This is a genomic window from Spiroplasma phoeniceum P40 (assembly GCF_003339775.1).
Classification (GTDB): domain Bacteria; phylum Bacillota_I; class Bacilli_A; order Mycoplasmatales; family Mycoplasmataceae; genus Spiroplasma; species Spiroplasma phoeniceum.
This window is the reverse complement of the sequence record NZ_CP031088.1, coordinates 606,236-632,804: the sequence shown is the minus strand read 5'-3', so window position 1 is coordinate 632,804 and position 26,569 is coordinate 606,236. Positions and strand designations below refer to the sequence as shown.

The window sequence follows — 26,569 nt, the reverse complement described above, 5'->3', positions numbered from 1 at the left end:
AAAATGCCAATTAAGAGTTTTAAACCAGTCACACCGAGTCGTCGTAATATGACGTCATTAGATTATTCCGTGTTGACAACTGATCGCCCGGAAAAATCATTAATTGAAACTCGGAAAAAACATGCTGGTCGTAATAACCAAGGAGTTATTACAACAAGACATAAAGGTGGCGGCCATAAAGTTAAATATCGTATTATTGACTTTAAACGTAATAAGGATAATATTATTGGAAAAATTGCAACAATTGAATATGATCCAAATCGTAATGCCTTTATTTGTTTAGTTAATTATGTTGATGGTGAAAAAAGATATATTTTAGCACCAAAAACCATCAAAGTTGGAATGCAAATTGTTAGTGGTGATAAAACAGATATTAAAGTTGGAAACTGCATGAAATTAAAAAACATTCCAGAAGGGACTGTTCTACATAATTTAGAATTACGTCCAGGCAAAGGTGGACAATTAGCTCGTTCAGCTGGTTCATCAGTGCAATTACTAGGGAAAGATGAAGATGGTAAATATGTCACAATTCGATTAACATCAGGTGAAGTTCGTAAAGTTTTAGGAGAATGTCGAGCAACAGTTGGTGAAGTTGGAAATGAAGACTACGCCCTAGTAAATTGAGGAAAAGCAGGACGAAACCGCTGACGTGGAATTCGTCCAACTGTTCGTGGGTCAGTTATGAACCCAAATGATCACCCCCATGGTGGGGGAGAAGGTAAAGCTCCGGTTGGTCGAAAAGCACCAATGACACCATGAGGTAAAAAAACATTAGGAGTGAAAACTCGTAACAAGAAAAAAGCTTCAACTAAATTAATCGTTAGAAGACGTACTAAATAATCTTGCTAATTAGGGTCAATCCGACAAATAATAGTTGAAAGTAAAAATCAAAATTAGAGAGATTATATATAGGAGGTAAAACAATGTCACGAAGTCTGAAAAAAGGGCCATTTGTTGATAAACATTTACAAAAAAAAGTTGAAGCATTGAATACTGCGAATAAAAAAGAAGTTGTTAAAACTTGATCAAGAAGAAGCGTTATCTTCCCAGAATTTATTGGTCATACTTTTGCTGTCCACAATGGAAAAGAACATATTCCAGTTTATGTTACCGAAGATATGGTTGGTCATAAATTGGGAGAATTCTCACCAACAAGAAAATTTGGTGGACATGGCGATGATAAGAAGAAAAAAAAATAATTAAATTCAGAAAGTGAGTATTATATAAATGGATGTAAGAGCAAACTTAAGAAGTATTAGAATATCGCCACGAAAAGTAAGATTAGTTACCGATTTAATTCGGAATAAAAAAGTGGGAGACGCAATAGTTATTCTTAACAACACAAACAAAAAATCATCATTTCCAGTTCAAAAATTAGTTAAATCAGCGGTAGCAAATGCCGTTAATAATAATGGATTGGATGCTGATCGCTTATTTATTAAAGAAATCTTCGTTAACGAAGGACCAACATTAAAACGTTTCCGTCCGCGTGCACATGGGCGAGCATATGAAATATTGAAGAGAACAAGTCACATCACAGTTACTGTTAGTGATGGACAACAATAAGAAAGGAAGATAACAAGAGATGGGTCAAAAAGTTAGTCCAACAGGATTACGCGTTGGAGTTATTAAAACGTGAGATTCAAGATGATACGCTGAAAAGCAAGAATATGTCAAATGATTGCATCAAGATATCAAGATTAGAAAAGCTCTAATGAAAGAATTAAAAGGAGCAAGTGTTTCTAAAATTGAAATTGAACGAACAAAAAAAGAAATTGTTATCTTTATTAGAACTGCTCGTGTTGGTGTTGTCTTAGGACAAGAAGGAAAAAACATCGCAAAATTAGTAAAATTAGTACATGTTACAATCGGCGTTCGTAAAATAGAAGTAAAAATTAATATTGTTGAAATTAAAAACCCAGACACTGATGCACAATTAGTGGCGAATACCATTGCTGAACAGATTGTTAATCGTGCTTCATTTAGAAGTGTTCAAAAATTAGCAATTAAAAAAGCAATGAAAGCTGGAGCACAAGGAATTAAAACTTCCGTTTCAGGACGTTTAGGTGGTGTAGATATGGCACGAACAGAAGGATATACCGAAGGAACCGTACCATTAGCAACTTTACGTAGTGATATTGATTATGCTTTAGCCGAAGCTTTAACAACCTATGGCCAAATTGGAGTTAAAGTTTGAATTTGTAAGGGAGAAATCCTAAGCAAAGAATTAGTTTCTACAAGTGATGAAAAACCAAAGTTTGAAAAACGCGACTTTAATCGTTCAAACAATAATCGTCGTGATCAAGGACCAAAATCACGCCCTGCTGTTAAGGGGGCAAAATAATGTTATTACCAAAAAGAACAAAATATCGTCGTCCGCATCGTATTAAATATGAAGGAAAAGCAAAAGGAAATACGAAAGTAGATTTTGGAGAATTTGGATTAAAATCACTAGATGGAGCGTGAATTACAAACCGTCAAATTGAAGCAGCGCGGATTGCAATGACACGTTATATGAAACGTTGAGGAAAAGTTTGAATTAGAATTTTTCCTCATATGGCAAAAACAAAAAAACCATTAGAAGTTCGAATGGGTTCAGGAAAAGGTTCACCTGAAGAATGAGTAGCAGTTGTTAAAACAGGAACGGTCATGTTTGAAGTAGCAGGTGTTTCTGAAGAAACTGCCCGTGAAGCATTACGATTAGCAATGCATAAATTACCAGTAAGATGTAAGATTGTTAAAAAAGGAGAAGAGTAAGAGATGAATGTTTTAACCAAAAAATCAGTTGAAGAATTGAAAAAACTGGAAGAAGAATCACGTGCTGAATTATTTGCGTTACGATTCCAATCAGCAATGGGGAATTTAGAAAAACCACATCGCATTGGGGAATTAAAAAAACAAATTGCTCGCATTTTAACAATCTTATCTGCTCATAAAAATGCTGGGGAAAACACCGCAATTAATGTTAAAGTTAATTTAAATGAAACATATGCGAAAATTGAAAAAGAATCACAAGCATTTGCAAAACAACGCAAGGCAAAAATTGAGCAAATGATGGCTGAGCAACAAGTTGCTGAAGGAGAAATGACAAGTTTAATGGATTTACCACTAAATGACGCAATGGACTTAACAGAAGAAGCTGTTGTTTCAACAACAGGAGAAGCAAATGTTCTTGATGAACAAAAAACACCAGTTGCGACAAAGAAACCAGCCGGTGGGAAAGAATCTCCTAAGAAAAAAGTTGTTGGGGAAGAAAAACCGACAACCGGAAAAGCAGCTACATCAGCTGTGAAAAAACCCTCAGTGGCTAAAAAAGATGTTGTACAAGAAACTAAAAATGATAAAGATGCAACATTAAAAACTTTAATTAAAGAAAAAGCTGCGGAAAAGAAACCAGCAGCAAAAAGTAAAACAACACCAAGCGACAAAACAACAGTAACTGTTAAATCAGTTACTTCGGCTAAAGCAGACATTGAAGTACCAAAAGGAACAAAAAAATCAGAGCCAACTAAGACAACTAAAAAAACAACTGAACTTAATGCAAAAGAAAAATTAGCAGCAATTAAAAGTTCTGTTGCGATGGGTGGCACTGCAAAAGGGCGTGGTTCAGGAGTTAAAATTGATTTAGAATTAAAAACAAAAGACTCTAACTCAAAAGAATATACTTATGGTACAAATTGAAAAGAAAATCGTGATAAAATCTTAACCGCTGGTAAAACAACAAAAAAAGCCGATGACAAAACAACTAAGAAAGGGACAGGGAAAAAATAATGGAAAGAAATAGTCGTAAAGTCTTACAAGGACGTGTTATTTCAGATAAAGCTGAAAAAACAATTACTGTTTTAGTTGAAACATATAAAAATCACCCCTTATATAAAAAACGTGTAAAGTATTCAAAAAAATATTTAGCACATGATGAACAAAAACAAGCCCACATTGGAGATAAAGTAAGTATTATGGAAACGCGTCCTTTATCAAAAACTAAACACTTTCGTCTAATTCAAGTTATTGAAAAAGCAATTGGTTAGTAAGAAGAGGATAATAAAAAAATGATCCAACAAGAATCAAGATTAAAAGTTGCTGATAACTCTGGGGCAAAAGAAGTGTTAGTAATTAAAAATTTGGGTGGTTCATGACGAAAGTTTACTAATATTGGGGATATCGTTGTATGTACAATTAAAAAAGCAACCCCTGGTGGAATTGTCAAAAAAGGACAAGTTGTTAAAGCGGTTATCGTGCGTACTAAACGTGGTTTAAAACGAAGTGATGGAACACAAATTCAATTTTCAGAAAATGCTGTGGTATTAATTAAAGATGATAAAAACCCACGTGGAACAAGGATTTTTGGGCCAATCGCCCGGGAAGTTAAAGATGCTGGTTTTGTAAAAATCGCATCATTAGCACCAGAAGTATTATAGGAGGCTATTTATGAATAAAGTTAAATTTAAAAAAGGTGACTTTGTGAAAGTTATAGCCGGAAAACATAAAGGAACAGAAGGTCCAATCATTCGTGTCTTACGTGAAAAAAGTCGTGTGGTAATTGAAGGAATTACAAATATTAAACATGTGAAACCTTCACAAGATAACACTGAAGGAGGAATTCAACAAGTTCCCGCTTCAGTTCATATTTCAAATGTTGCATTAATTGATCCAAAAAATAAAAAAGAAATTACTAAAATTAGTTATCAAATTGCTGATAATGGTAAAAAAGTTCGCATTGCTCGTAAATCAAAAGCGCATTTAGCGTAGAAAGGAATAATGATTAATAATGAATGTTAATTTAGAAAAAAAATATAAGAATAAAATTGTTAAAGAATTATTCAAAGAGCAAAGTTTTCAATCAATAATGCAAGTTCCTGCTGTTAAAAAAATTGTTGTTAACATGGGAGCTGGGGATGCAACACAAAATAGTAAAGTAATTGAAGATATTACAAATGAATTAGCATTAATAACTGGGTTACGACCAGTTGTTACCAAAGCTAAAGGTTCAATTGCTTCCTTTAAATTACGTGAAGGAATGCCAATTGGAGCAAAAGTTACTTTACGTGGGAAAAAAATGTATCAGTTTTTAGATAAACTAATCAACATTGCTTTACCACGAGTAAGAGATTTCCGTGGACTTAATAAAGATGCCTTTGATGGGCGTGGAAATTATACCTTAGGAATTAAAGAACAAATTATTTTCCCTGAAATTGACTATGATAAAGTTAAAAGAGTAAGGGGAATGGATATTACAATTGTCACAAGTGCAACAAATGATGCTGATGCTCGAGCATTATTAAGCAAAATGGGAATGCCATTTAAAAAATAGGAGGAAAGAAGATATGGCCAAAAAATCATTAAAAGTTAAACAACAATGCCATCCAAAATTCAAGGTAAGAGGTTATACTCGATGTGGAAACTGTGGACGACCTCATGCTGTGTTACGTAAATTTGATTTATGTCGTTTATGCTTTAGAAATTTAGCAAGTAAAGGACAAATTCCTGGGGTTAGAAAAGCTTCATGATAGAAAGAGAGACTAATTAATTATGATGATTGATACAATCGCTGATATGTTAACAAGAATTCGCAATGCTAATCAACGTTTACACAAAAGTGTAAAAATGCCGTCAAGTAAAATGAAAGTAAGAATTGCTGAGATTTTGAAAGAAGAAGGCTATGTCGAAGACTTTAAAGTATCAGGAGATATTAAAAAAGACTTAACGTTAACTTTAAAGTATAAAGGTAAAACAAAAGTTATTTCAGGATTAAAACGAATCTCAAAACCAGGTTTAAGAGTTTATGTAACCGTTGAAGAAGTACCTCAAGTTTTAAATGGGATGGGAATTGCAATTATTTCAACAAACCAAGGAATTATGACAGACAAAGCAGCAAAACAAGCTCACTTAGGTGGGGAAGTTATTGCTTATGTGTGATAGAAATATTTAAAGGAGAGCAAAACAATGTCTCGAATTGGTAATAGAGAGTTAAAAATTCCAGTTGGTGTTGAAGTAACAATTCAACCAAATAATGTTATTGTAAAAGGCGCAAAAGGACAATTAGAACAAGCAATTCCAAGTGTTATTACTGTTGCCGCCAAAGAAGGTGTTGTGACAACAACTAGAGCAAATGATGTGAAACATAGTAAGCAATTACATGGCACAATTAATTCTTTAATTCAAGGAATGTTAGAAGGTGTCAGCAAAGGTTTCAAAAAAGAATTAGAAATTAATGGAGTAGGGTATCGTGCGGCGTTAGATGGTGATAAGTTAACGTTAAGTTTAGGATATTCTCATACAATTGAATATAAAATTCCGCAAGGAATTACAATTACACTTCCAAAACCAACACAAATTATTGTAGAAGGAATTTCAAAACAATTAGTTGGGGAAGTAGCTGAAAACATCAGAAATTATCGTAAGCCAGAACCTTATAAAGGTAAAGGAGTTAAAAACAAAAACGAACACATTATCCGTAAAGAAGGAAAATCTGCTGGTAAATAGCAGAAGAAAGGAATATCAACAATGGCAAATTTACAAAGTCAAAGTCGTAGTGCAAAACGAAAAAGAAGACATTTTCGTGTTCGTGCCAAAATTAATGGTACAACAGCTGTTCCTCGTTTAAATGTGTTTAAATCAAATGGGCATTTTTATGCTCAATTAATTGATGATGTGAAGCAAAAAACAATTGTTGCAGCCTCAACATTAAAAATGGCTGGTTTAAAATCAACAAGCAATATTGCAGCGGCAGAAAAAGTTGGCGCTGAAATTGCTAAAAAAGCACTTGATAAAAAAGTTATAACGGTAGTATTTGATCGCGGTGGATATTTATATCATGGCAAAGTAAAAGCATTTGCAGAGGCTGCTCGTAAAGCAGGACTGAAATTTTAAAAGGAGCAATAAGAAGATATGGCAGAGAATAAAACAGATTTAAAACCAAATACAGGAAACTCAGCTCAACCAGCAGCAAAAAAAGAAGGACCACAACATAATTTTCGGCAAGGAAATCAACGTTTTGAACGTAATAATGATCGTCGTGGTGATGAAAATATGTTTGAAGAAAAAGTCGTAACAATTCGTCGGGTTACTAAAGTAACAAAAGGAGGACGTCATTTCCGCTTTGCGGCAGTTGTTGTGATTGGCGATAAAAAAGGTCGCGTTGGTTTTGGGACTGGAAAAGCAAACGAAGTTCCTGATGCAATCAAAAAAGCAATTAAAGAGGCAAAAAAACAATTAGTAAAAGTGCCACTAGTGGGAACAACTGTTCCACATGAAGTTATTGGTCATTTTGGAGCAGGAAAAGTATTAATTAAACCAGCTCGCAAAGGGACAGGAGTTATTGCTGGAGGACCAGCCCGAGCTGTGATTGAATTAGCAGGTTTAGCAGATGTTTATACAAAATCATTAGGAACAAATACCCCAATTAATATGATTCGTGCAACATTAGATGGTTTAAGTAATTTACGAACAATTGATCAAATTGCAAAATTACGTGGTAAAACCGTAGAAGAGTTACAAGGATAAGAGGACAGAACAATGAAATTAAACGGATTACAGTATACTGATGGAGCCCGTCATAGTAAGAAACGACTAGGACGAGGAACTTCATCAGGATTAGGAAAAACAGCTGGTAAAGGACATAAAGGGCAAACTGCCCGCACCGGTGGTGGTGTTAGCCCTGGATTTGAAGGGGGACAAACTCCTATCTTCCGTCGTTTACCAAAGGTTGGTTTTACTAATTTAACAACCAAAAAATATGTCTTATTAAACTTAAGTGATTTGGAAAAATTAGGATTGAATGAAATTAACCATCAAACATTAGTTGCCAAAAAAGTGCTAAAAAATGAAAAAGAATTAATTAAAATCTTAGGTAATGGTACAATATCTAAGAGTGTTAATGTTAAAGTTAACAAAGTTTCGCAAACTGCAAAAACAGCAATTGAAAAAGCTGGAGGAAAAGTGGAGGTAATATAGTGAAAACTAAAGCGAAAAAAAGAAAAATGACTCGCCATAATCGCGAGGTTGACATTGTTAAATCATCAAACTTTTTTGTTAAAAATAAAGATTTGATTAAACGAATTTGTTTTACTTTATTAATTTTAGTTTTAATTCGTTTAGGTAGTTATTTAACAGTCCCAGGCGTAAAAATTTCATCTGACTTTCAAGATTTATCAAACAATGATCAGTTCTTTAGTTTGATTTCAATGTTAGGAGGAGGAACGCTTGGAAAGTTTTCAATTTTAGCTTTAGGAGTATCACCATATATTACTGCTTCGATTATTGTACAGTTATTATCAACTGATGTAATTCCGCCTTTATCACGCTGAGCAAAAAGTGGAGAACGTGGGCGGAAAAAATTAGATCGCTTAACAAAGTGATTAACAATTCCATTTGCAATTATGCAAGGAATTGCGACAATTTTTACTATGGTAAACCAAGGCATTATTTCTCCAAAATGAGATTCATCTGATTTTGGAACTGGAAGTCCGATCTTTTATTATACATTAGTTCCAACCGCCTTAATTGCAGGAACAATGTTAATGCTTTGATTAGCAGATCAAATGACAATTAGAGGGATTGGTAATGGGGTCTCATTAATTATTTTTGCTGGAATTGTTGCGCAATTACCAAATAATTTACAAACAACTTTTAAATTCTGAATTTCAGGACAAGAAGACATTAACTTATTATTTGATGGAATTTTAAAATTCTTAGTGTATGTTGTAATGTTCTTATTAGTGGTTTTATTTGTTGTAATGTTAAATGAATCAGAACGGAAATTGCCAATTCAGCAAACAGGAAGTGGTTTGGTAACTGGAAATGAAGAAACCCGCCCCTTTTTACCATTAAAAATTAATTCCGCTGGAGTTATTCCCGTAATTTTTGCCTCGGCATTAATTTCAGCCCCAATTACTGTTGCACAGATTATTAGTGTAAGTAATCCAAATAATGGTTTTGTGCAATTTACCAATAATTATTTATCGTTTAGTACATGACCAGGAATTATTATTTATGCTATTTTAACAATTTTATTTACTTTCTTATATTCACAAGTACAAATGAATCCTGAAAAAATTGCTGAGAATTTTCAAAAGGTCGGAACCTTTATTCCTGGTGTTCGCCCTGGGAAAGAAACTGAAAAATACATTAAGGGAACAATTAACCGTTTAAGTATTTTAGGGTCAGTCTTTTTGGCGGCAATTGCAATTTTACCTTATGTAATTAGTAAATTAACAGCTTTACCAAGTGCATTAGCAATTGGAGGAACAGGATTAATTATTATGGTATCAGTCGCATTAGAAACAATGCGTCAAGTTAAAGGGCGAATTACGCAACAAGCGTTTATTGATAAAAAGTCGCAACAATTAACAGATGATACTAAAGATTCATATTTATGATAGAAAGCCAGAGGAAAGTTAATGCGAAATTTTATTTTGTTAGGAGCTCCTGGTAGTGGAAAAGGAACCCAATCAGACCATTTAGTTAAAAAGTTTGGTTTTACGCATATTTCAACCGGTAATATTATTCGTGATAATACTAAGCAAAACACACCATTAGGTATTTTGTGCCAACAGTATGCTGACCAGGGAAAATTAGTTCCTGATGATATTATGATTCAAATGGTTGAAAATCATTTACAAACAGTAACTGGTGATTTAATTTGAGATGGTTTTCCGCGCACAATTGCGCAAGCAAAAAAATTAGATCAATTATTGCAAAAACTAAATAGCAAGGTTGATCATACATTATATTTTGAAATTGATGAAGCAAAGTTAATCGAACGAATTACGGGACGTTTAACTTGTTCAATTTGTGGACGAACATATCATAAAACAGCAGTGCCCCCAAAAGTGGCATGAGTTTGTGATGATGATCAAACGACATTAGTACAACGTAAAGATGATAATGAAGAAAAAATTAAAATTAGATTAGCGGCATATCATGCTGATACTGCACCGTTAATTGAATATTATTTAAATCAGCAAGTATTAACCGTTATTGATGCTGATATGGAAGGAAATGCTGTTTGAGACCAAATTATGGCAGTTTTAAAATAACGGAGATTGGAGGTAATAGATTAAAATGGCCAAAACTGATTTATTAGAAGTACAAGGAACAATTTTAGAAGTATTACCAAATACAATGTTTAAGGTGCAATTAAAAAATGGTGAAACTATTTTAGCTCACGTTTCGGGTAAAATCCGGATGAATTACATTCGCATTTTACCCGGCGATACAGTAGTTGTTGAAATGTCACCTTATGACTTAGAACGTGGGCGTATTGTTTTTAGACATAAATAAACAAAATAACAAAAATTTTGGTAAAGGAGAATACACGATGAAAGTAAGATCATCAGTTAAAAAAATCTGCGACAAATGTCGTGTAATTAGAAGAAAAGGGCGTGTGATGATAATTTGTTCACAGCCAAAACATAAACAGCGACAAGGTTAAAAAGGGAGGAAAAGAATATGGCACGTATTGGCGGAGTAGATATTCCAAATGATAAGCGCGTAGTAATTGCGTTAACATATATTTATGGAATTGGAAAACCACAATCACAACAAATTTTAAAAGAAGCAAAAATATCAGAAGATATTCGTGTGAAAGATTTATCAGAAGATGAATTAACAACAATTAGAAATGAAATTGCCAAATTAAAAACCGAAGGAGACTTACGACGTGAAGTTGCCTTGAATATTAAACGTTTAATGGAAATTGGTAGTTATCGTGGAATGCGTCATCGTAAAAGTTTGCCAGCACGCGGACAGTCGTCAAAGCAAAACGCACGAACAGTTAAAGGACCACGTAAAACAGTTGCTAATAAGAAAAAATAGTAGATAAGGAGAACAATTATGGCTGTTAGAAAAAAAACGAATAAGAAAAAAGTTAAAAAAAATGTCCTAAAAGGAATTGCACATATTCATTCAACTTTCAATAATACAATTGTTACCCTTTCTGATGAAGCGGGTAATGTCATTTCATGAGCATCAGCAGGAGCAATGGGTTTTAAAGGAAGTAAGAAGTCAACTCCTTATGCTGCCCAAATGGTTGCTGAAGCAGCTGGAAAAGCAAGCCAAGAACACGGAATGAGTAGTGTTCAAGTTGAAGTAAAAGGGCCAGGCCCAGGGCGTGATGCTGCGGTACGGAGCATTCAAGCAATTGGATTAGAAATCACTTCAATTAAAGATGTAACGCCAATTCCTCACAATGGGGCACGTCCACCAAAAAGACCAAGAGGATAGGAGAAAGATTAGTCGATGAAACAATTTATTAGACCAGAATTTAAATTACAAGCAGAAGATAAAGCCAATAATTACGGAAAATTTTTAGTTGAACCGTTAGAACGAGGATTTGGTGTTACATTAGGAAATGCGATACGTCGAACATTACTATCAGCAACACCAGGAGCCGCTGTTTTTGCTGTTCGAATTAAAGGTGCCTCGCATGAATTTACTGCTATTCCGGGAGTTGTTGAACATGTTACAAAAATAATTTTAAATATTAAAAATTTAGTATTAAAAATTAATCAAGATATTATTCCAGATGGAGAATCAGTAATTTTAAAAGTAGTTTCTTCAAAAGAAGGAGAAATTTATGCAAGAGATTTAGTTGTCCCAACTGGAGTAGAAGTTATCAATGGTGATTTATTATTAGCAACAATTGCTAAAGGTGGAGAATTAGAATTGGAGTTACATGCTCGTAATTCACGTGGGTATAAATCATTTACAGATAATAAAAAAGAAAAAAAATATGCTGATTTAATTGTAATTGATTCAAATTATTGTCCAATTCAGCGTGTGGCATATAATGTTGAACCAACAAAGGTGGGAAAAAATGCTGACTTAGAAAAATTAGAATTAGAAATTCAAACTGATAGTTCAATTACGCCAGTTAACGCTGTTGCAATGGCGGCAAAAGTTATTACTGAGCATTTAGAATTCTTTGTTAACTTGAATGAAGCAATTAAAGCAACCCAAATTATCTCATCTGAAGCAGAAGCGGAAGAAGATGAATTAGATCGTAGCATTGATGAACTAGAGTTTACGCAACGTTCACAAAATTGCTTAAAAAGAGCAAAAATTGATACTTTACGTGATTTAATTTCAAAATCAGAAGATGAAATTCAAGAAATTAGAAACTTAGGGAAAAAATCATTAACAGAAATTAAAGACAAAGTGGCCCAATTAGGTTTACACTTTCGACGTGATTAAGAGAGGTGAAAAAGAATGTCATACCAACAAAAAAGAGGGAAAAATACTGCATGAAGAAATGGTTTAATGCGTAATTTGGCAACCGAATTAATTATTAATGAACGGTTGGAAGTAACAGAAACACGTGCCAAAGAATTACGCCGTCATGTTGATAAATTAGTGACACTAGGAAAACGACAAGATTTACATGCTCGTCGTCGTGCTGCTAGTTTTTTACGTGATATTGATGCAAATGAAAAGGAAACCGCATTACAAAAATTATTTAATGGCATTGCCAAAAAATATAAAACTCGTAATGGTGGTTATACACGCATTTTAAAATTAGATAATCGTAAAGGAGATAATGCTCCGATTGTGATTATTGAATTAGTCTAACCAAAAAACTAACTGTTGTGTTGTTAGTTTTTTTCTTTTTATGATAAAATAAAATCTGAAAGGAATTTAACGATGATTACAATTAAAACAGATCAAGAAATTGAATATATGCGCAAAGCTTGTTTAACATTAAAACAAATTCATCAAGAATTAAAAGCGATGATTAAACCAGGAGTAACAGGCGTTATGCTTAATCAACGCGCAGAAGAAATTATTCGAGCAAATAATTGCCAACCAAATTTTAAAGGTTTATATGGTTTTCCCGCGACTATTTGTGTTTCTTTAAATGAAGTTTTAGTGCATGGAATTCCAAATTATACGCCATTTGTGGAAGGTGACCTTGTTTCTGTTGATGCGGGTTGTTCATATGAAGGTTATAATAGTGATGGCGCTTTTACTGTAATTGTTGGAAAACCGCGCACAACAGAACATGTGAAGTTATTAACTGTCACTGAAACAGCACTAGCAAAAGCAACCGCAATTTTAAAACCAGGAGTACGAATTGGTGATATTGGTGAAACAATTCAAACATATGTTGAAGGAGAAGGCTTTTTCTTACCAACTGAATTTACTGGTCATGGAATTGGGCGTGAATTACATGAAGAACCGATGATTCCTAATGTTGGAACAGCGGGGGTAGGAATGCGCTTACAAGCTGGAATGACAATTTGTATTGAACCAATGGTTCAAATTGGGACTAAAGCAATTAAAATGTTAGATGATAATTTAACACCAGTGTCAGCGTTACATTTATGTAGTGCCCATTTTGAAGATACAATTTTAATTACTCCGACTGGATATGAAGTTTTAACTTAATTATTTTTAAAAATAATAATCGTACCGAATCCTTAATAAAGTATTTGACCCATTTTTTAATTTTCTTGTGAATGAATTGAAAAATTGGTAATTATTGTGTACCATAAATGAGTAGCGCTTTATGTTTAACATGAAGGAAGCTATTATGCGATTTAAACAAAGAAATTTAGTTTGAAAAATTAATATTTTTTGCAAACATATTAAAGCTGGAGCAGGAAAACGAAATCCGTTTGATTATGCCCGAGTTAAAAAAATGACCCGAGAATTAATTAGAAAACAACGATTAGAAGCAAAAGCAAATAAAAATAATAACTATCAATTTTAAAAAACCATACTAAGAACGTATAATTTTTTAAATTATTTATTTAAGTTGATAACTATTTTTAGTTTTTTGATAAATCATTGTTTTGTAATCTTTATCAAGAAAGCCAATAAATGTAAAAACACCAACAAAATTATAACCAATACCTAATTCTTTTTCATTTAATTTTGTAAAAGTAATTAATTGGGTTTGACGTTCTAATTGTTTTTCGCCTAATTTTTGTTGTTTTGTCTTATCATTTGTGTCATTAAAATAATAAATATAATTTCAGTCATCGGACATATAATTTGCATATCCCTTTTAATTGCTAATGCTTTTTGGGTGATAGAAACAATATTAGGAAATCAAACTTGTTGATAATGATTAATATTATAGTCACTTGTTAAAGTTGAAAGCTGATTTTCATCAGTAAATAAGGTGCTCAAGACATCAAAAATTGTTCGAAATATTATTTTATCATCAGTTGTAATTTCTTTTTTTTGCAAAATTTTTTGTAATGTTTCATTTGTCATTTAATGAACCCTTCTTTTTAAACTTGTAAATTATTTTACTTTTCTAATATAATAATTATACTAAAAAGAGATAAAATGTTATAATTATGGCAAGAATTGATTGAGAGAGGGGATTAGAATGTTTTTATCATTTCTTATTGTAGTACAAAATAATCAGACAAAATTAATGAAGACTTTACTATCAATTAAGGAACAAACAAGTGACGATTATGAAATTGTTTTAATTGATGATAGTGGATTCCAACCAAAATCACCACTCTTAGAATTTATGAATGAATGCTTTTATAATAATATTGGCAAACAAATTCAAGTAATTACAAATTTACGAAGTCAAGGCTTTTCATATGGTATTAATACTGCTATTTCAATTGCACAAGGAGATTTTTTTATGATTGTTGATGAAGGACAGACAATTCATAAAACAGCAGTTGCAGTTTTAAAAGAAAAAGTTGAAGTATATCAAGTTGAACATAAAAAAGTTGATATGCTTGAATTTCGGTTACATTATGCGAATTCAAAAGAAAAAAGTGAAATTTGAAATAAATGTAATGTTTTACTGTCGCCTAAAACTAATAAAGAAGTGTTATCATATGTTAATTGCTCACTTTTTACAAAGATATTTCGTCGAAACCTTATTTTACAAAAAAATATTACATTACTTGATTATCGTCGTACTGATACTTTCTTTATTTATAACGCATTAGTTTATACTGGGGGATATGTTGCAATTAAAGATGTGCTAGTTGATTATGAATTAGGAATTGTCAATTATAGTGTTTTTGATTTAATTAAACAATGAATTTATATTTTTAATTTATATCGTGATTTAAATTTATATCGTGAATATCAAGAAGAATTAGAGTATGCTTTTATTCGCTTTTGCTTAGTAACATTTTTAGAAATTGTTAGTTTACAAAACAATAAAAGATTATCAATTAAAGCTATCCATAGTGCCGAAAATAAATTAGAACGTCGTTATAAAAGTTTTATGAAAAATAAATATCTTAAAAATGTAAAAGAACCACAATTTAAAATGATTGTTGCTGATATTAAAGGTTTTATTAAACATTGAAAACTGGAAAATACAAAATAAATAATGCAAGAATTAGCAAACAATAAAAATTCAGCTGCTACGATGATGTCAAAACCAGAAGAAGAATATCAGCTTCATCAATTAGCGCGTCCAGTTCGTGTGATTTTTGTTCGTTTCTTTGATATTATTTTAGCGAGTTTAATTCCCTTAGTATTAACTTTAACGATGAAGTATTGAGATCAAGCTCGAACAATTTGAGCGCCTATTTTAGTTATTGCTGTTACTTTTGTTCTTTTCTTTCTTTATTTTGTTCTTATTCCTTATTTTTGAGATGGTAAAACAATTGGAAAATTTTGTTTTCAAATTAAATTAGTTACGAGTGAGGCAAAATTAAAGTTAGCAGTTATTTTTACCCGTGAATTATTTATTACATTTTTACCTTGATTTGTTGTTTTATTGACAAATTTAAGTTTAAATTTAATTTTTGAAGTTAGTTTAAGTGATTTGTTTCGGGCAACTAATAAAAATCCAATTGCATTAATTATTATTCGAACTATCACAACAATTTATTTTTTATGATACCTTGGTTTAATTTTTGGTTTAGTGTTAAATCCAAATCATCAAATTTTATTTGATCGTCATTTTCATTTATTTACTGTCAAGAAAAAACCAATTCCTAAAAAAGCACCAACAATAACAAAAGAATTAATAACAAGAAAAACAAAACATATTCATTTACAAGAAAACCAACCAGGAAATATTTCTGATGAAATTTTAAAAGAAATTGATGAATTATAGGGTAAAATGTAATTGTTTGTAAAGAAAGGCAGAATATTATGGCCAATGAATTTATTGAAAGTTTAAATCTAAATCAACGCGAAGCTGTTTTAACAATTACTGGACCAGTGCGAATTATTGCTGGAGCTGGAAGTGGTAAAACACGCGTTATTACTAATAAAATTGCATTTTTAATTAAATATGCTAATTTGCAACCATGACGCATTTGTGCTGTTACATTTACTAATAAAGCTACTAATGAAATGAGAACCCGTATTTTTGAGATGATTGGAAATAGTGGCCAGCTTTGTATGATTGCAACTTATCATGCCCTATGTGTTCGTATTTTACGAGAAGATATTATTCATTTAAATTATGATCGTCATTTTAATATTATTGATATGGCAGACCAAGATAGTATCATTCGTAATATTTATAAAACATTACCTGTGAAATATGACACACAAGAAGCAAAAATGGTGAAGAATTTTATTTCGAAATGAAAAAATGACTTTATTAGCCCTAATAGCGCAAAAGCATCAGCAAATGGTTATGAAATGCGATGAGCAGAAGTTTATGACACTTATGAAAAACGTTTACGAGAAATAAATAGCGTTGATTTTAATGATTTAATTTTATTAACATATAAGTTATTTAAAAATAATGGGGAAGTATTAAAAAAATGACAAAATCGTTTTGATTATTTTTTAGTTGATGAATTTCAAGATACCAATGAATTACAATTTGATATTATTAAATGATTAGTCGGTGATAATCACAATATTACTATTGTTGGGGACCCTGATCAAACAATTTATTCGTGACGGGGAGCAAAAATTAATTTAATTTTAAATTTTGATAAATATTTTCCGCATACACAAACAATTGTTTTAAATGAAAACTATCGGTCAACACAAAGCATTTTATCATTAGCTAATAATTTGATTATTCATAATAAAAATCGGATTGAAAAAGATTTATTTACTATCAAAGCTTCAGGGCAATTACCAATTTTATATCACGGTGCTAATAGTAGTGATGAAAGTGATTTTGTAGCTCGTAAAATTAAAACTTTAATTAAAGAAGAAAATTATGATTATAATGATATTTTAATTTTATATCGTGCCAATTACTTATCACGTGATTTAGAAACGGCCCTTGCTGATTATGGTCTTTCATATCGTATTTTTGGGGCTTTTAAATTTTATGAACGAAAAGAAATTAAAGATGCACTTGCTTTTTTAAAAATAATTATGAATAATGATTCTTTAGCCATTGAACGAATTTTGTTGTTAACGCCAAAAATTGGTCCAAAAGCATTTGAACAAATTATGCAAATATTAAAAGAGCAACAAATAATCTTTACAAAATTACTAGAGCAACATTTTGATTTATTGCCATTAAATCTTCAACATAGTTTAAATAAAGTGCGAGAAGCAATTGTCCTAGCATTAGCACAATTACCAACTGCTAAATCAGTTGAAAGTTTATTAGTTCTTCTCTTAGATAAAACAGGTTATTTGCAGCGTTTACGAGATAACTATGAAGAAGAACGAGAAGAAAATATTTTAGAATTAATTGCGTCAGTTGGTAAATTTGATCAGCAAAATAAGGAATTAGCAGGAACAGAATTATTAAGTGAATATTTACAATTAATTTCATTACAAACTGATAGTGATAGTGATAATTTAACTGATAATACTATTTCTTTAATGACAATTCATAATGCAAAGGGATTAGAAAAAAAGGTTGTTTTTATTGTTGGCTTAAATGAAGGAATCTTTCCAACGACACAAGCTATTAAGATGGGAACTGAACAATTAGAAGAAGAGCGTCGAGCCTTATACGTTGCCATTACAAGAGCAGAAGAATTGTTGTTTATTAGTTATGCTGATGGTTATTCATATATTACAGGTAATGAACGCTTTGAATCACGATTTATTAAAGAGTTAGATAACGATTTTTATGAAAAAGTTAATAGCGAAAGATTGTTTAGTAAGCCAAAGTCAATTACTATTTCTTATAATAATCAAAGTGAAAAACAATCACGAACTGTCTTTAATCTTAATAAAAACATTGAATTAACTTTTAAAACTAATCCATGAAAAGTAAATGATACGGTTAGTCATGAATTATTTGGAATTGGAGTTGTTGTTAAAATTATTGCACAAAATGTCCAAATTGTTTTTCCTCATCCTTATAATGTCAAGATTATTTCAGCAGATAGTCAAGCAATTAAAAAAGTGGAATCATAAAAGAAAATAACAATACCAAATAATTGAAATTTTTATTTAAAAACATAAAAAATTGTTAAGGGATAATATACTTATTTTTGTTTTTTTGATATAATGAGTTAGTATATTTTAAAGGAGGAAATTTAATGGCATCATTTAAAGCTGTTATCGCTGATCCTGTTGGTATGCATGCACGTCCAGCGGCATTAATTGTAGGAGAAGCAGGAAAATACCAGTCAGATATTACTATTTTCTCAGGAGGAAAAACTGGTAACTTAAAATCAATCATGACTATTATTGCATTGGGAATTCATCAAGGTGCAGAAGTAGAAATAGTTGCAAGTGGTTCTGATGAAGACGCTGCAATTGCGGGGATTGAAAAAGTAATGAAGGATAACAAGGTTATTTAGGGTAATTTTATTAAATATACAAAAATTAAAAAATAATAGATTTATCTATTATTTTTTTGTATATTTTTGTTACTTGCTTCTTTCTTAGTATTTTTTTAAGGAAAAATTATTATATAATAATATAGAGGAGGTGGATGAAATGGTAATTCTTGCAATTGAGACAAGCTGTGACGAAACTAGTATTGCTATTTTTAAGAATGGAAAAATTTTAGCAAATATTATTTCATCACAAATTAAGGAACATACAAAATACGGTGGAGTTGTGCTAGAACTTGCTTCGCGGTTACATTTAAAAAACTTTTCTTATGTTCTACTTGAAGCTTTGCAAAAAGCTAATATTCATATAACAGAATTACAATACATTGCATACACAGCAAAACCCGGTTTAATTGGAGCACTACATATTGGGAAAACAATAGCAGAAACATTGTCTAATTATTTAGAAATTCCAATTTTACCTTTAAACCATTTATATGGTCATATCTATGCTAGCGCAATCGATAATGATTTTTTATTTCCTCTTTTAGCAGTGCTAGTTAGTGGTGGCCACACTCAGTTAATATTAATGAAAAAACATTTGAATTTTGAAATTTTAGGCTCAACATTGGATGATGCAATTGGTGAATGTTATGATAAGGTTGCTCGAATGCTGGACTTAGGGTATCCGGGCGGACCTGTTATTGATAAGCTTGCAGCGACAGGAACAACAACACAATATCGCTTACCATTACCATTAAATGATCAAAGTTATAATTTCTCTTTTAGCGGATTAAAATCAGCTGTAGCTAATTTAATTGCAAAAGAACAACGTAATACTAAAATTAACTTGTATAATTTTTGTGCGACATTTCAAAAAACATGTGTTGATATTATTATGCGAAAAACAAAATTAGCAATTAAAAATTTTCAGCCGCAAATGGTTACGTTAGTCGGTGGAGTTTCAGCTAATAGCGCATTACGAGCAGCAATTTTAAATTTAGCAACACCAAATTTAAAAATAGTTATTCCAAAATTAGAATATTGTACTGATAATGCTGCAATGATTGCTCGCTTAGCAGCACAAGAACTACTGGAAAATAACATAAAAGGAGATTAGATAAAATGGCATCATTTTTATCAAAATTAGAAACATTCGATTCAAAGAATTTTACTAAAAAAGAAAATGAAATTATTAAATATATTAAAGAAAATATGAAGGAAGTAACAACAATGAATATTGAAGTTTTAGCGCAACAAGTAAATACTGGTTATAGTGCAATATATGGTTTGTTACGAAAAATGCAGATTAATGGTTATCGAGACTTTTTAATTGCGATTGCTGCTGATATTGAAATTAAATCATTAGATTTTGAAAATATGGAGAGTCTAATGAAGAAAACATATTTTGATATTCTGAATCAAAATGATACGATGATTGATAATGAAAAGGTGAATCAAACAATTAATGCAATTAAAGGAGCATATCGAATTTTTGTAATTGGGATGGGTTCAACAAATGCATTGTCACAAACATTAGCGCTAGAATTATATAGTTTTGGTTTTAATGCTTTTAATCTAAATGAAAATGAAGAAGACTTAATGGTTCGTTCTCGGATTATGAATAAAAATGATTTAATTCTAGCTTATTCATTATTTGGTGATAATGAAGCAGTTAACAAAGCATTAACAATTGCAAAAGAAAAAGGAGTAACGATTGTAGTAATTTCTGGGAAAGATATGTCAAAAGCAGTTAAATTAGCAAATTGGTCGCATATTATTTCAACCCCAAATCAACGAGTAAATGATCATAAAATTTATGTTAATAAATTATTACCTTGAATGTATTTTACTGATGATTTAATTAATAAAGTCTGGTCATCAGATATTGTTGATAAAGATTTTGTAATGGCTCAACAAGATAATCGTTGAGATTATTAAAACAATGGATAATATTTCAATTCTATCAAAATTATCAATGATTCAAGGAACTTGCACAAAAAAAGAAATTAAAATTGCAAACTATATTCGTGAAAATATTCATAATATTCGAAACCTTAAAATTGAAGATTTATAAAAAGCGACTGGAATCGGTTATTCACCAATTTATTCTTTAATTAAAAAGTTAGGCTTTATTGGTTATCGTGATTTTATTATTGCAATAGTTGCAGAACAAGAACGTTTAGAAACCAATAATTTGCATTTAGATGAAACAGAAAGTATTTTTTTATATTATCAAGATATTCTATAGCGTAATCAGCAAACTTTTGATGATGTTAAGTTTTTAAACACAGTTACTTTATTAAAAAAAGCGAAAGGAATTTATTTAGCAGGTTTAGGAATTTCATCTTTAGCAGTAAAAGAACTAGTTACCCGTTTATTTAGTTTTGGCTTTACTTGTAGTTTGTTGGTAGAAAATGAAAATAATATTATTACTCGTGCCAGTTTAATCCAACCAGATGATTTATTAATCTGTGTAAGTTTAGAAGGAAAAACAATGGCTGTAATAGCAGCAGCTAAGGAAGCCAAAAATAATGGGGTAAATGTAATTGGTGTTACATCAAAATATAATTCGGATTTATAAAAATATACTGATATTATGCATACTGTTGTTTATTCAACTTTATATGAAAAAAATGAAATTTTTTTTCCTTCTTTATAGCGCTTTTATCTATTGATAAAGAGCACCAATATTTAGAAAATCGGATTAAAAGTAATAAAATTTTAAAAAAATATTGTTAAAATTAAAGGAACTAATGTTCCTTTTTATTTTTTATAGTACAATATAAATTAAATATAGAAAATGTTAAGAGGGAATGAAAATGACACCACATATCAATGCTAAACAAGAAGAAATTGCTGAAACAGTTTTAATGCCCGGAGATCCATTTCGAGCAAAGTTTATTGCGGAAACTTTTCTCGAAAATATAAAATTAGTGAATGAAATTCGAAATATGTTTATGTACACCGGAACTTATAAAAATAAAACAATTAAAATTGCTGGAAGTGGAATGGGGTGTCCTAGCATTGGAATTTATTCATATGAATTATTTAAATTTTATAATGTTGATAATATTATTCGAATTGGTTCAGCAGGTAGTTATGATGCTGCACTAAAGATTTATGATATTGTTAACGCAACAGCAGCTTATGGCGAAAATAATTATGCTAGAATTGTAGCATGAATAGAAGATGATGTTTTAAATTCTTAACAACATCTTTTTGCAACAATTGAAGAAGTTGCTAAAGCAAAACAAATTAAAACTTTTCCTGGAATTTTTTATTCATCTGATTTTTTTTTATCGTAAAAATGATGATGATTAAAAAAAATAAAGTCAAGCATAAGACAGTATGTGTTGAAATGGAAGCATTTGCTTTGTTTGCAAATGCCTTATCATTAAAGAAAAATGCAGTAACATTATTAACAATTTATGATTCCTTTATTACTGGTGCTGTGACAACAACAGCTGAGTGGCAAAATAATTTTTACCAAATGGTAGAATTAGCATTAGAAAGTGCAATTAAATTATAAAAGAAAAAAGGAGAAAACATATGACAACAGTTTTAGAGCTATACCAAGATCAAGTTAAAAATCAAAGTGAAGTTACAATTTTGGGGTGAGTTCGTTCTAATCGCAGTAGTGGTAAATTAGGTTTTTTAGTTATGAATGATGGAACAGTTTTTAATAATGTGCAAATTGTTTATAAAGCGGAGCAACTTGCTAATTTTTTAGCAATTAGTAGTTTACGAATTTCATCAGCAATTAAAGTAGTTGGAAAGTTTTGTGTAACACCATCTGCCAAACAACCATTTGAAATTCAAGCATCCGTAATTGAAATTCTTGACGATGCAAGTGAAGATTATCCATTACAAAAAAAAGAGCATTCTTATGAATATTTACGTGAAATTGCTCATTTACGTGCAAAAACAAATACTTTTAATGCGGTGTTCCGAATTCGTAGTAGTAGTTCTTTTGCAATTCATGAATTTTTTAATAAAAATAATTTTATTTATGTTCATACACCAATCATTACCGGAAATGATGCTGAAGGTGCTGGCGAATCATTTATTGTAACAACAAGAACTGATAATAATTATAATGAAGATTTTTTTGAAAAAAAAGCTAGTTTAACTGTTTCGGGTCAACTTCATGCTGAAGGATTTGCACAAGCTTTTCGAAATGTTTATACTTTTGGTCCAACATTTCGTGCTGAAAATTCTAATACAACAAGACATGCTGCTGAATTTTGAATGATTGAGCCTGAAATTGCTTTTATTGACCTGGAAGAAAATATGACATTAATTGAAAAAATGATTAAGCATATTATTATTTATTTATTTATTAACAACCATTATGAACTTGACTTTTTAAATAGTAATGTTGATGATAAATTATTGGAAAGATTAAAAAGTGTTTTAAATGATGAATTTGTTCATTTATCATATACAAAAGCAATTGAAATTTTGCAGAAAGCTGTTACAAAAGGTCAAAAATTTGAAAATCCAGATATTTTTTGAGGAATGGATTTACAAACTGAGCATGAAAGATATTTGTGTGAAATAGAAACAAAAAAACCAACCTTTTTATTTAATTATCCGAAAGAAATTAAAGCATTTTATATGAAAATTAATGATGACAATAAAACAGTTTCTGCGTGTGATTTACTAGTACCAGGAATTGGAGAATTAGTTGGCGGTAGTGTTCGTGAAAATGATTATGATAAAATTGTTAGTCGTTGTAATGAACTAAAAATTCCAACGACAGATTTACAATGATATATTGATTTACGAAAATATGGTTATTATAAAAGTGCAGGTTTTGGCTTAGGGTTTGAACGTTTTATCATGTATGTGACAGGAATGAAAAATATTCGTGATGTGATTCCCTTTCCACGTACGCCGCGAAACTTATTATTTTAATTTGATGCATATAAAAATTTTATTTAATTATATTTTTTTTTTGTTATAATTTTAGCATTGCATAGATAGGGGGACATAAAATATTTAACTTAGTTACTTATGATAATATTAAAGGAAAATATATAAATGAACGAAGTTATTAAACAATTACGAATTCATAAAGGATTAACTCAACGTGAATTAGCCCAAATGTCAGGGTTACAACAATCGACTATTTTTCGAATTGAAAAAGATTGTTCAAAAACAAGTTGAAATAAAATTTTAAAATTACTTGTTGCACTAAAATTAGATGTTAAAAAATTTATTGACAAATTATATACATACAATGAATACAAAGTATATGAATTTTTATCATTAATTATTGATAACCCCAAAATTCGTAAAGAGCTTGATCAAAATCCACGATTATTATCATTAAAAGTATTACTAATTTTTACTAATTAAGAAAAAAAGTTAGATAATTTTGTCTTACCATGCAGTTGAATTAACTATGAAAATAAAATAAAGACCTGCCAAGTCTTTTGCGTTTTAATAAACGGTTTAAAAAAAATGATATAATAATGCTATATATTAATTATAGCAATGTGAGGAATAAAAATTGATTTGAGATTATTATTTTATCTTTGATGGTAACGGTAAAGAACAAAATTTACGATGTATTTGTAAAACAGCTACTGATGCAGAACTAGCGTTAGAAGATTGTTATTTAGATAACAAATATAATGCAGATATTATTAAAGCAATTTCATTTTGTTTAATATTTACATTTGATAGTACAACTGATAATTACGAACTAAACAAGCAAGGAACAGAAGACTTTATTAAAAAGTTACCGATTTGTCAACAATGTAATCGTGTTAAAAGCAAATTAGATCGTTATCAACTTTGTTCAGAATGTGAAAGTGAATTAGTTGGTTTGGAAACTTTTCAATGTGATTTATGTAAAAAACATCGTCTTGTTTGAGATGATTTTAATCGCGAATTATTTGGAAAATTATTAGTAAATAATAAAGAATATATAATTTGTTTTAAATGTGCTGCACAAAATTTTCAAAAGAATACAAAAACAGAAGGGATGAAAATATAGTGAATACAATTAAAAATTTATATATTGTTTTTTACACTGATAATGCTGATACTCCTAACCAAGGAAAAGTTGTTAAAGTTTTTACTGATAGTGAACTAGCAAGAAAATATTTGTTAACAAAAGTTAATTTAAATGGAAAAAAAATTACAAAGGATAATAAATGAATTTTAAAAGTGTATGGTTATGTTGGATCTAATGATTCTTATGAATATTCAAAATGAGAAACAACTCAATTTAAAAATATGGTTGGTAATTGTATCCATTGTCATCAATATTTTTTACGAGAAAATAATGCCAATATGTGTGATGACTGTTTAGGACAAGTGAGACAGGGCTTAAAAGAATGTGAAGTTTGTCATAATTTTTTTAATCCAGTTGGGATTAAATTTGTTTCAAATGGTGATGTTTTTCCCTCTTTAGCTTGCCAAGAATGTTCACAAATGTTATTACAAAATTTAAATGTTAAATAGTTCTTTTAAGAAATAAAATTTTAGCAAAAAGATACCATCAAAATATTAAAATAATGAATTATGTAAAATGAAGTGCAACAAATCTTTATTAATTAAGTAATATAATAAAAATTACAAAAATCAACCATAAATTTTGTATAATGTACGATGAAGCTCCAAAAAAACAACTCTTGTTAGGGTTGTTTTTTTATTTGAAATAAAACAACTTCTAAAAGGAGGTAATGATAATTAAACAACAAAAAATATGTGATGTTAATGATTGTTATAAATTATCATCATTCATCAACGAAGAATTTGTATCAAATAAAGTTTTATGAACTTGTGAAAAACATAGAAATTTATTGAATAAAGTAAAAGATAAAACACAAAAGCAATTTTATCAAAAACTAGAAAATTCAAAAATTATCTTTGATTATGAAACTGGTTTTTTAAAACTTTGATTTTATAAAACTTAATGCAGAGTGAGACGGTTATTTTAAATAACTAAGTGCTTCCATAAGAACATGAGTTTATACTCATTCCCACAGCCGTCCGAGGCAAGTGCTGAAATAGTGTATGAGAAAAAAGGTAAATCGGGGCTTGTTAATACTAAGCCATAGTCGTGATAAGTGCGAGGTCAACATCGAACGACAATAAATATTGAGATGGCCACTTTATAAATAAATTTGCGTATAGCATTAGGCTCTTCAAGGTGCGAGTAGATTTAATTTAGAAACTGAACGCTTTGACCTGAAAATGGTGCGGATGAAGAAAGACATATGTTCTGGCGTCAAACAAATAAAAATAGTTGTATATTTACAAAATACAAAATATAGAACAATTAACATACCGCCACCGCTCACCCCCAGTGAAGCGGATGGCGTAGTAAATAAATAGATAAATACTTATATAACTAATTCTCGCTTCGGCACTTTCACTTGCGAGTGAGTGCCAGCGAGTTAAAACTAGGAGGTTTATATGAAAAAAGAAAATCTGCCTTAAACAAAGGTACTGAGGTTATTGCTTTAAATGTGATAAACAAAATAAATATATCCTTACCCACAATGAAATTACTGATGAACATTTAGCATTAAATAAAAAGAATTAGGAGGAATTAAATTATGACTAAAAAATACTTATTAATTATGAAAATTGATTTTTCAAATGATATTTTATCTAAATCATTTTATACATTAGAAGAAGCAAAAATTACTGCTAATGTTGAAAATAAAAATGGTTGAATAACAAACATTATTGATTTAGAAAATGAAAATATTAAATGAAAATGATGTGAATATTAGAACTTATATTAAAGGAGGATAAATAATATGTGAAAAGATGAAGATTGCAAAGTTTACACAGAAGAAGATTTATTTAATGAAGCATTAGAAGAATGTCATTCAGAAGAAAGTGCTTATGACTATATTGATACTTTAATTGCAGAAAAGAATTTGGAGGAATTATAA

At 30.3% G+C, this 26,569-nt stretch carries 44 protein-coding genes and 1 pseudogene; 43 read left to right on the top strand and 2 right to left on the bottom strand.

Going from position 1 to position 26,569, the window contains the following annotated elements; translation table 4 throughout:
* Positions 1 to 3: 3 nt before the first annotated feature.
* The 26 genes from rplB to SDAV_RS03960 all read left to right on the top strand — a co-directional run bounded on the left by rplB (position 4) and on the right by SDAV_RS03960 (position 13,708).
* Positions 4 to 840 carry a 50S ribosomal protein L2 gene (gene rplB / locus SDAV_RS04085; RefSeq protein WP_114564652.1) on the top strand — a complete coding sequence of 279 codons (837 nt, stop codon included), beginning with the start codon at positions 4 to 6 and terminating at the stop codon, positions 838 to 840.
* 83 nt (positions 841 to 923) lie between these two features.
* A complete protein-coding gene (gene rpsS, locus SDAV_RS04080; protein WP_114564651.1) occupies positions 924 to 1,199 on the top strand; it encodes a 30S ribosomal protein S19 in 276 nt (91 codons plus the stop codon).
* Between the two features lie 28 nt (positions 1,200 to 1,227).
* Positions 1,228 to 1,566, top strand: a complete 339-nt coding sequence (rplV, locus tag SDAV_RS04075) for a 50S ribosomal protein L22 (RefSeq protein WP_114564650.1) — start codon at positions 1,228 to 1,230, stop codon at positions 1,564 to 1,566.
* 19 nt (positions 1,567 to 1,585) lie between these two features.
* The gene (gene rpsC, locus SDAV_RS04070) at positions 1,586 to 2,344 is read left to right on the top strand and encodes a 30S ribosomal protein S3 (protein ID WP_114564649.1); all 759 of its coding nucleotides are present in this window, start codon (positions 1,586 to 1,588) and stop codon (positions 2,342 to 2,344) included.
* On the top strand, positions 2,344 to 2,757 hold the full coding sequence (rplP, locus tag SDAV_RS04065) for a 50S ribosomal protein L16 (RefSeq protein WP_004028429.1): 414 nt from the start codon (positions 2,344 to 2,346) through the stop codon (positions 2,755 to 2,757). The genes rpsC and rplP overlap by 1 nt, the downstream gene beginning before the upstream one ends.
* 3 nt (positions 2,758 to 2,760) lie before the next feature.
* A complete protein-coding gene (rpmC, locus tag SDAV_RS14615; protein ID WP_114564648.1) occupies positions 2,761 to 3,771 on the top strand; it encodes a 50S ribosomal protein L29 in 1,011 nt (336 codons plus the stop codon).
* The gene (gene rpsQ / locus SDAV_RS04055; RefSeq protein WP_186823485.1) at positions 3,768 to 4,028 is read left to right on the top strand and encodes a 30S ribosomal protein S17; all 261 of its coding nucleotides are present in this window, start codon (positions 3,768 to 3,770) and stop codon (positions 4,026 to 4,028) included. Before rpmC ends, rpsQ begins: the two co-directional genes overlap by 4 nt.
* Before the next feature lie 21 nt (positions 4,029 to 4,049).
* Positions 4,050 to 4,418: a 50S ribosomal protein L14 gene (rplN, locus tag SDAV_RS04050; protein ID WP_004028433.1), complete on the top strand. Its 369-nt coding sequence runs from the start codon at positions 4,050 to 4,052 to the stop codon at positions 4,416 to 4,418.
* Positions 4,419 to 4,428: 10 nt separating this feature from the next.
* Positions 4,429 to 4,749: a 50S ribosomal protein L24 gene (gene rplX / locus SDAV_RS04045; protein ID WP_114564646.1), complete on the top strand. Its 321-nt coding sequence runs from the start codon at positions 4,429 to 4,431 to the stop codon at positions 4,747 to 4,749.
* Positions 4,750 to 4,768: 19 nt separating this feature from the next.
* A complete protein-coding gene (rplE, locus tag SDAV_RS04040; protein WP_114564645.1) occupies positions 4,769 to 5,311 on the top strand; it encodes a 50S ribosomal protein L5 in 543 nt (180 codons plus the stop codon).
* Between the two features lie 13 nt (positions 5,312 to 5,324).
* Positions 5,325 to 5,510 carry a type Z 30S ribosomal protein S14 gene (locus SDAV_RS04035; RefSeq protein WP_004028437.1) on the top strand — a complete coding sequence of 62 codons (186 nt, stop codon included), beginning with the start codon at positions 5,325 to 5,327 and terminating at the stop codon, positions 5,508 to 5,510.
* Between the two features lie 19 nt (positions 5,511 to 5,529).
* The gene (gene rpsH, locus SDAV_RS04030; RefSeq protein WP_114564644.1) at positions 5,530 to 5,919 is read left to right on the top strand and encodes a 30S ribosomal protein S8; all 390 of its coding nucleotides are present in this window, start codon (positions 5,530 to 5,532) and stop codon (positions 5,917 to 5,919) included.
* Between the two features lie 24 nt (positions 5,920 to 5,943).
* Positions 5,944 to 6,483: a 50S ribosomal protein L6 gene (gene rplF / locus SDAV_RS04025; protein ID WP_114564643.1), complete on the top strand. Its 540-nt coding sequence runs from the start codon at positions 5,944 to 5,946 to the stop codon at positions 6,481 to 6,483.
* Positions 6,484 to 6,504: 21 nt separating this feature from the next.
* A complete protein-coding gene (rplR, locus tag SDAV_RS04020; RefSeq protein WP_114564642.1) occupies positions 6,505 to 6,870 on the top strand; it encodes a 50S ribosomal protein L18 in 366 nt (121 codons plus the stop codon).
* A 159-nt stretch (positions 6,871 to 7,029) separates the two neighbouring features.
* Positions 7,030 to 7,503: a 30S ribosomal protein S5 gene (rpsE, locus tag SDAV_RS04015; RefSeq protein WP_151202541.1), complete on the top strand. Its 474-nt coding sequence runs from the start codon at positions 7,030 to 7,032 to the stop codon at positions 7,501 to 7,503.
* A 12-nt stretch (positions 7,504 to 7,515) separates the two neighbouring features.
* The gene (gene rplO, locus SDAV_RS04010; protein WP_114564640.1) at positions 7,516 to 7,953 is read left to right on the top strand and encodes a 50S ribosomal protein L15; all 438 of its coding nucleotides are present in this window, start codon (positions 7,516 to 7,518) and stop codon (positions 7,951 to 7,953) included.
* 26 nt (positions 7,954 to 7,979) lie between these two features.
* Complete coding sequence (gene secY / locus SDAV_RS04005) at positions 7,980 to 9,380, top strand: preprotein translocase subunit SecY (protein ID WP_186823484.1); 1,401 nt, start codon at positions 7,980 to 7,982, stop codon at positions 9,378 to 9,380.
* Positions 9,381 to 9,398: 18 nt separating this feature from the next.
* On the top strand, positions 9,399 to 10,037 hold the full coding sequence (locus tag SDAV_RS04000) for an adenylate kinase (RefSeq protein ID WP_114564638.1): 639 nt from the start codon (positions 9,399 to 9,401) through the stop codon (positions 10,035 to 10,037).
* Positions 10,038 to 10,062: 25 nt separating this feature from the next.
* On the top strand, positions 10,063 to 10,281 hold the full coding sequence (gene infA / locus SDAV_RS03995) for a translation initiation factor IF-1 (RefSeq protein WP_114564637.1): 219 nt from the start codon (positions 10,063 to 10,065) through the stop codon (positions 10,279 to 10,281).
* Between the two features lie 37 nt (positions 10,282 to 10,318).
* Entirely contained in the window at positions 10,319 to 10,432 is a 114-nt protein-coding gene (rpmJ, locus tag SDAV_RS03990; protein WP_004028447.1) for a 50S ribosomal protein L36, read from the top strand.
* A 17-nt stretch (positions 10,433 to 10,449) separates the two neighbouring features.
* Positions 10,450 to 10,815 carry a 30S ribosomal protein S13 gene (gene rpsM, locus SDAV_RS03985; RefSeq protein ID WP_004028448.1) on the top strand — a complete coding sequence of 122 codons (366 nt, stop codon included), beginning with the start codon at positions 10,450 to 10,452 and terminating at the stop codon, positions 10,813 to 10,815.
* Between the two features lie 18 nt (positions 10,816 to 10,833).
* Positions 10,834 to 11,223 (top strand): 30S ribosomal protein S11, encoded by a 390-nt coding sequence (rpsK, locus tag SDAV_RS03980; protein WP_004028449.1) that lies wholly within the window; start codon positions 10,834 to 10,836, stop codon positions 11,221 to 11,223.
* Between the two features lie 15 nt (positions 11,224 to 11,238).
* Complete coding sequence (locus SDAV_RS03975; protein ID WP_114564636.1) at positions 11,239 to 12,192, top strand: DNA-directed RNA polymerase subunit alpha; 954 nt, start codon at positions 11,239 to 11,241, stop codon at positions 12,190 to 12,192.
* A gap of 15 nt (positions 12,193 to 12,207) precedes the next feature.
* The gene (rplQ, locus tag SDAV_RS03970; protein ID WP_114564635.1) at positions 12,208 to 12,567 is read left to right on the top strand and encodes a 50S ribosomal protein L17; all 360 of its coding nucleotides are present in this window, start codon (positions 12,208 to 12,210) and stop codon (positions 12,565 to 12,567) included.
* A gap of 72 nt (positions 12,568 to 12,639) precedes the next feature.
* Positions 12,640 to 13,383, top strand: coding sequence for a type I methionyl aminopeptidase (gene map, locus SDAV_RS03965; RefSeq protein WP_114564634.1), 744 nt, complete (start codon positions 12,640 to 12,642; stop codon positions 13,381 to 13,383).
* A gap of 145 nt (positions 13,384 to 13,528) precedes the next feature.
* Entirely contained in the window at positions 13,529 to 13,708 is a 180-nt protein-coding gene (locus tag SDAV_RS03960; RefSeq protein ID WP_114564633.1) for a hypothetical protein, read from the top strand.
* Positions 13,709 to 13,744: 36 nt separating this feature from the next.
* On the opposite strand, the gene SDAV_RS13995 is transcribed toward SDAV_RS03960, so the two are convergent.
* Positions 13,745 to 13,987 (bottom strand): hypothetical protein, encoded by a 243-nt coding sequence (locus tag SDAV_RS13995; RefSeq protein WP_281268845.1) that lies wholly within the window; start codon positions 13,985 to 13,987, stop codon positions 13,745 to 13,747.
* Positions 13,918 to 14,217 carry a hypothetical protein gene (locus SDAV_RS13990; protein ID WP_281268844.1) on the bottom strand — a complete coding sequence of 100 codons (300 nt, stop codon included), beginning with the start codon at positions 14,215 to 14,217 and terminating at the stop codon, positions 13,918 to 13,920. Before SDAV_RS13990 ends, SDAV_RS13995 begins: the two co-directional genes overlap by 70 nt.
* A 118-nt stretch (positions 14,218 to 14,335) precedes the next feature.
* On the opposite strand from SDAV_RS13990, the gene SDAV_RS03950 reads away from it, so the two are divergent.
* The 17 genes and pseudogenes from SDAV_RS03950 to SDAV_RS11895 all read left to right on the top strand — a co-directional run bounded on the left by SDAV_RS03950 (position 14,336) and on the right by SDAV_RS11895 (position 26,569).
* Positions 14,336 to 15,310 carry a glycosyltransferase family 2 protein gene (locus SDAV_RS03950; protein ID WP_114564632.1) on the top strand — a complete coding sequence of 325 codons (975 nt, stop codon included), beginning with the start codon at positions 14,336 to 14,338 and terminating at the stop codon, positions 15,308 to 15,310.
* A 3-nt stretch (positions 15,311 to 15,313) separates the two neighbouring features.
* Positions 15,314 to 16,048, top strand: a complete 735-nt coding sequence (locus SDAV_RS03945) for an RDD family protein (RefSeq protein ID WP_245938516.1) — start codon at positions 15,314 to 15,316, stop codon at positions 16,046 to 16,048.
* A gap of 38 nt (positions 16,049 to 16,086) precedes the next feature.
* A complete protein-coding gene (locus SDAV_RS03940) occupies positions 16,087 to 18,282 on the top strand; it encodes an ATP-dependent helicase (RefSeq protein WP_114564630.1) in 2,196 nt (731 codons plus the stop codon).
* A gap of 125 nt (positions 18,283 to 18,407) precedes the next feature.
* Entirely contained in the window at positions 18,408 to 18,671 is a 264-nt protein-coding gene (locus tag SDAV_RS03935; RefSeq protein WP_114564629.1) for an HPr family phosphocarrier protein, read from the top strand.
* 139 nt (positions 18,672 to 18,810) lie between these two features.
* Complete coding sequence (gene tsaD / locus SDAV_RS03930) at positions 18,811 to 19,767, top strand: tRNA (adenosine(37)-N6)-threonylcarbamoyltransferase complex transferase subunit TsaD (RefSeq protein ID WP_114564628.1); 957 nt, start codon at positions 18,811 to 18,813, stop codon at positions 19,765 to 19,767.
* A 5-nt stretch (positions 19,768 to 19,772) separates the two neighbouring features.
* Positions 19,773 to 20,588: a MurR/RpiR family transcriptional regulator gene (locus tag SDAV_RS03925; protein WP_114564627.1), complete on the top strand. Its 816-nt coding sequence runs from the start codon at positions 19,773 to 19,775 to the stop codon at positions 20,586 to 20,588.
* 4 nt (positions 20,589 to 20,592) lie between these two features.
* Entirely contained in the window at positions 20,593 to 20,724 is a 132-nt protein-coding gene (locus SDAV_RS13985) for a hypothetical protein (RefSeq protein WP_281268842.1), read from the top strand.
* 207 nt (positions 20,725 to 20,931) lie between these two features.
* Positions 20,932 to 21,231, top strand: coding sequence for a MurR/RpiR family transcriptional regulator (locus SDAV_RS13045; RefSeq protein ID WP_334199350.1), 300 nt, complete (start codon positions 20,932 to 20,934; stop codon positions 21,229 to 21,231).
* A 238-nt stretch (positions 21,232 to 21,469) separates the two neighbouring features.
* Positions 21,470 to 22,179: pseudogene (gene deoD, locus SDAV_RS14610) on the top strand (purine-nucleoside phosphorylase).
* A 20-nt stretch (positions 22,180 to 22,199) separates the two neighbouring features.
* Positions 22,200 to 23,567, top strand: a complete 1,368-nt coding sequence (gene asnS / locus SDAV_RS03910; protein WP_114564626.1) for an asparagine--tRNA ligase — start codon at positions 22,200 to 22,202, stop codon at positions 23,565 to 23,567.
* 126 nt (positions 23,568 to 23,693) lie between these two features.
* A complete protein-coding gene (locus tag SDAV_RS03905; protein WP_114564625.1) occupies positions 23,694 to 24,011 on the top strand; it encodes a helix-turn-helix domain-containing protein in 318 nt (105 codons plus the stop codon).
* Between the two features lie 154 nt (positions 24,012 to 24,165).
* Positions 24,166 to 24,654: a hypothetical protein gene (locus tag SDAV_RS03900; protein WP_114564624.1), complete on the top strand. Its 489-nt coding sequence runs from the start codon at positions 24,166 to 24,168 to the stop codon at positions 24,652 to 24,654.
* A complete protein-coding gene (locus tag SDAV_RS03895) occupies positions 24,654 to 25,124 on the top strand; it encodes a hypothetical protein (RefSeq protein ID WP_114564623.1) in 471 nt (156 codons plus the stop codon). The genes SDAV_RS03900 and SDAV_RS03895 overlap by 1 nt, the downstream gene beginning before the upstream one ends.
* A 221-nt stretch (positions 25,125 to 25,345) precedes the next feature.
* Entirely contained in the window at positions 25,346 to 25,579 is a 234-nt protein-coding gene (locus SDAV_RS03890; RefSeq protein ID WP_114564622.1) for a hypothetical protein, read from the top strand.
* A gap of 289 nt (positions 25,580 to 25,868) precedes the next feature.
* A complete protein-coding gene (locus SDAV_RS13980) occupies positions 25,869 to 26,000 on the top strand; it encodes a hypothetical protein (RefSeq protein WP_281268841.1) in 132 nt (43 codons plus the stop codon).
* A 224-nt stretch (positions 26,001 to 26,224) separates the two neighbouring features.
* Complete coding sequence (locus SDAV_RS03885; RefSeq protein WP_114564621.1) at positions 26,225 to 26,404, top strand: hypothetical protein; 180 nt, start codon at positions 26,225 to 26,227, stop codon at positions 26,402 to 26,404.
* A 27-nt stretch (positions 26,405 to 26,431) separates the two neighbouring features.
* Entirely contained in the window at positions 26,432 to 26,569 is a 138-nt protein-coding gene (locus tag SDAV_RS11895) for a hypothetical protein (protein WP_186823463.1), read from the top strand.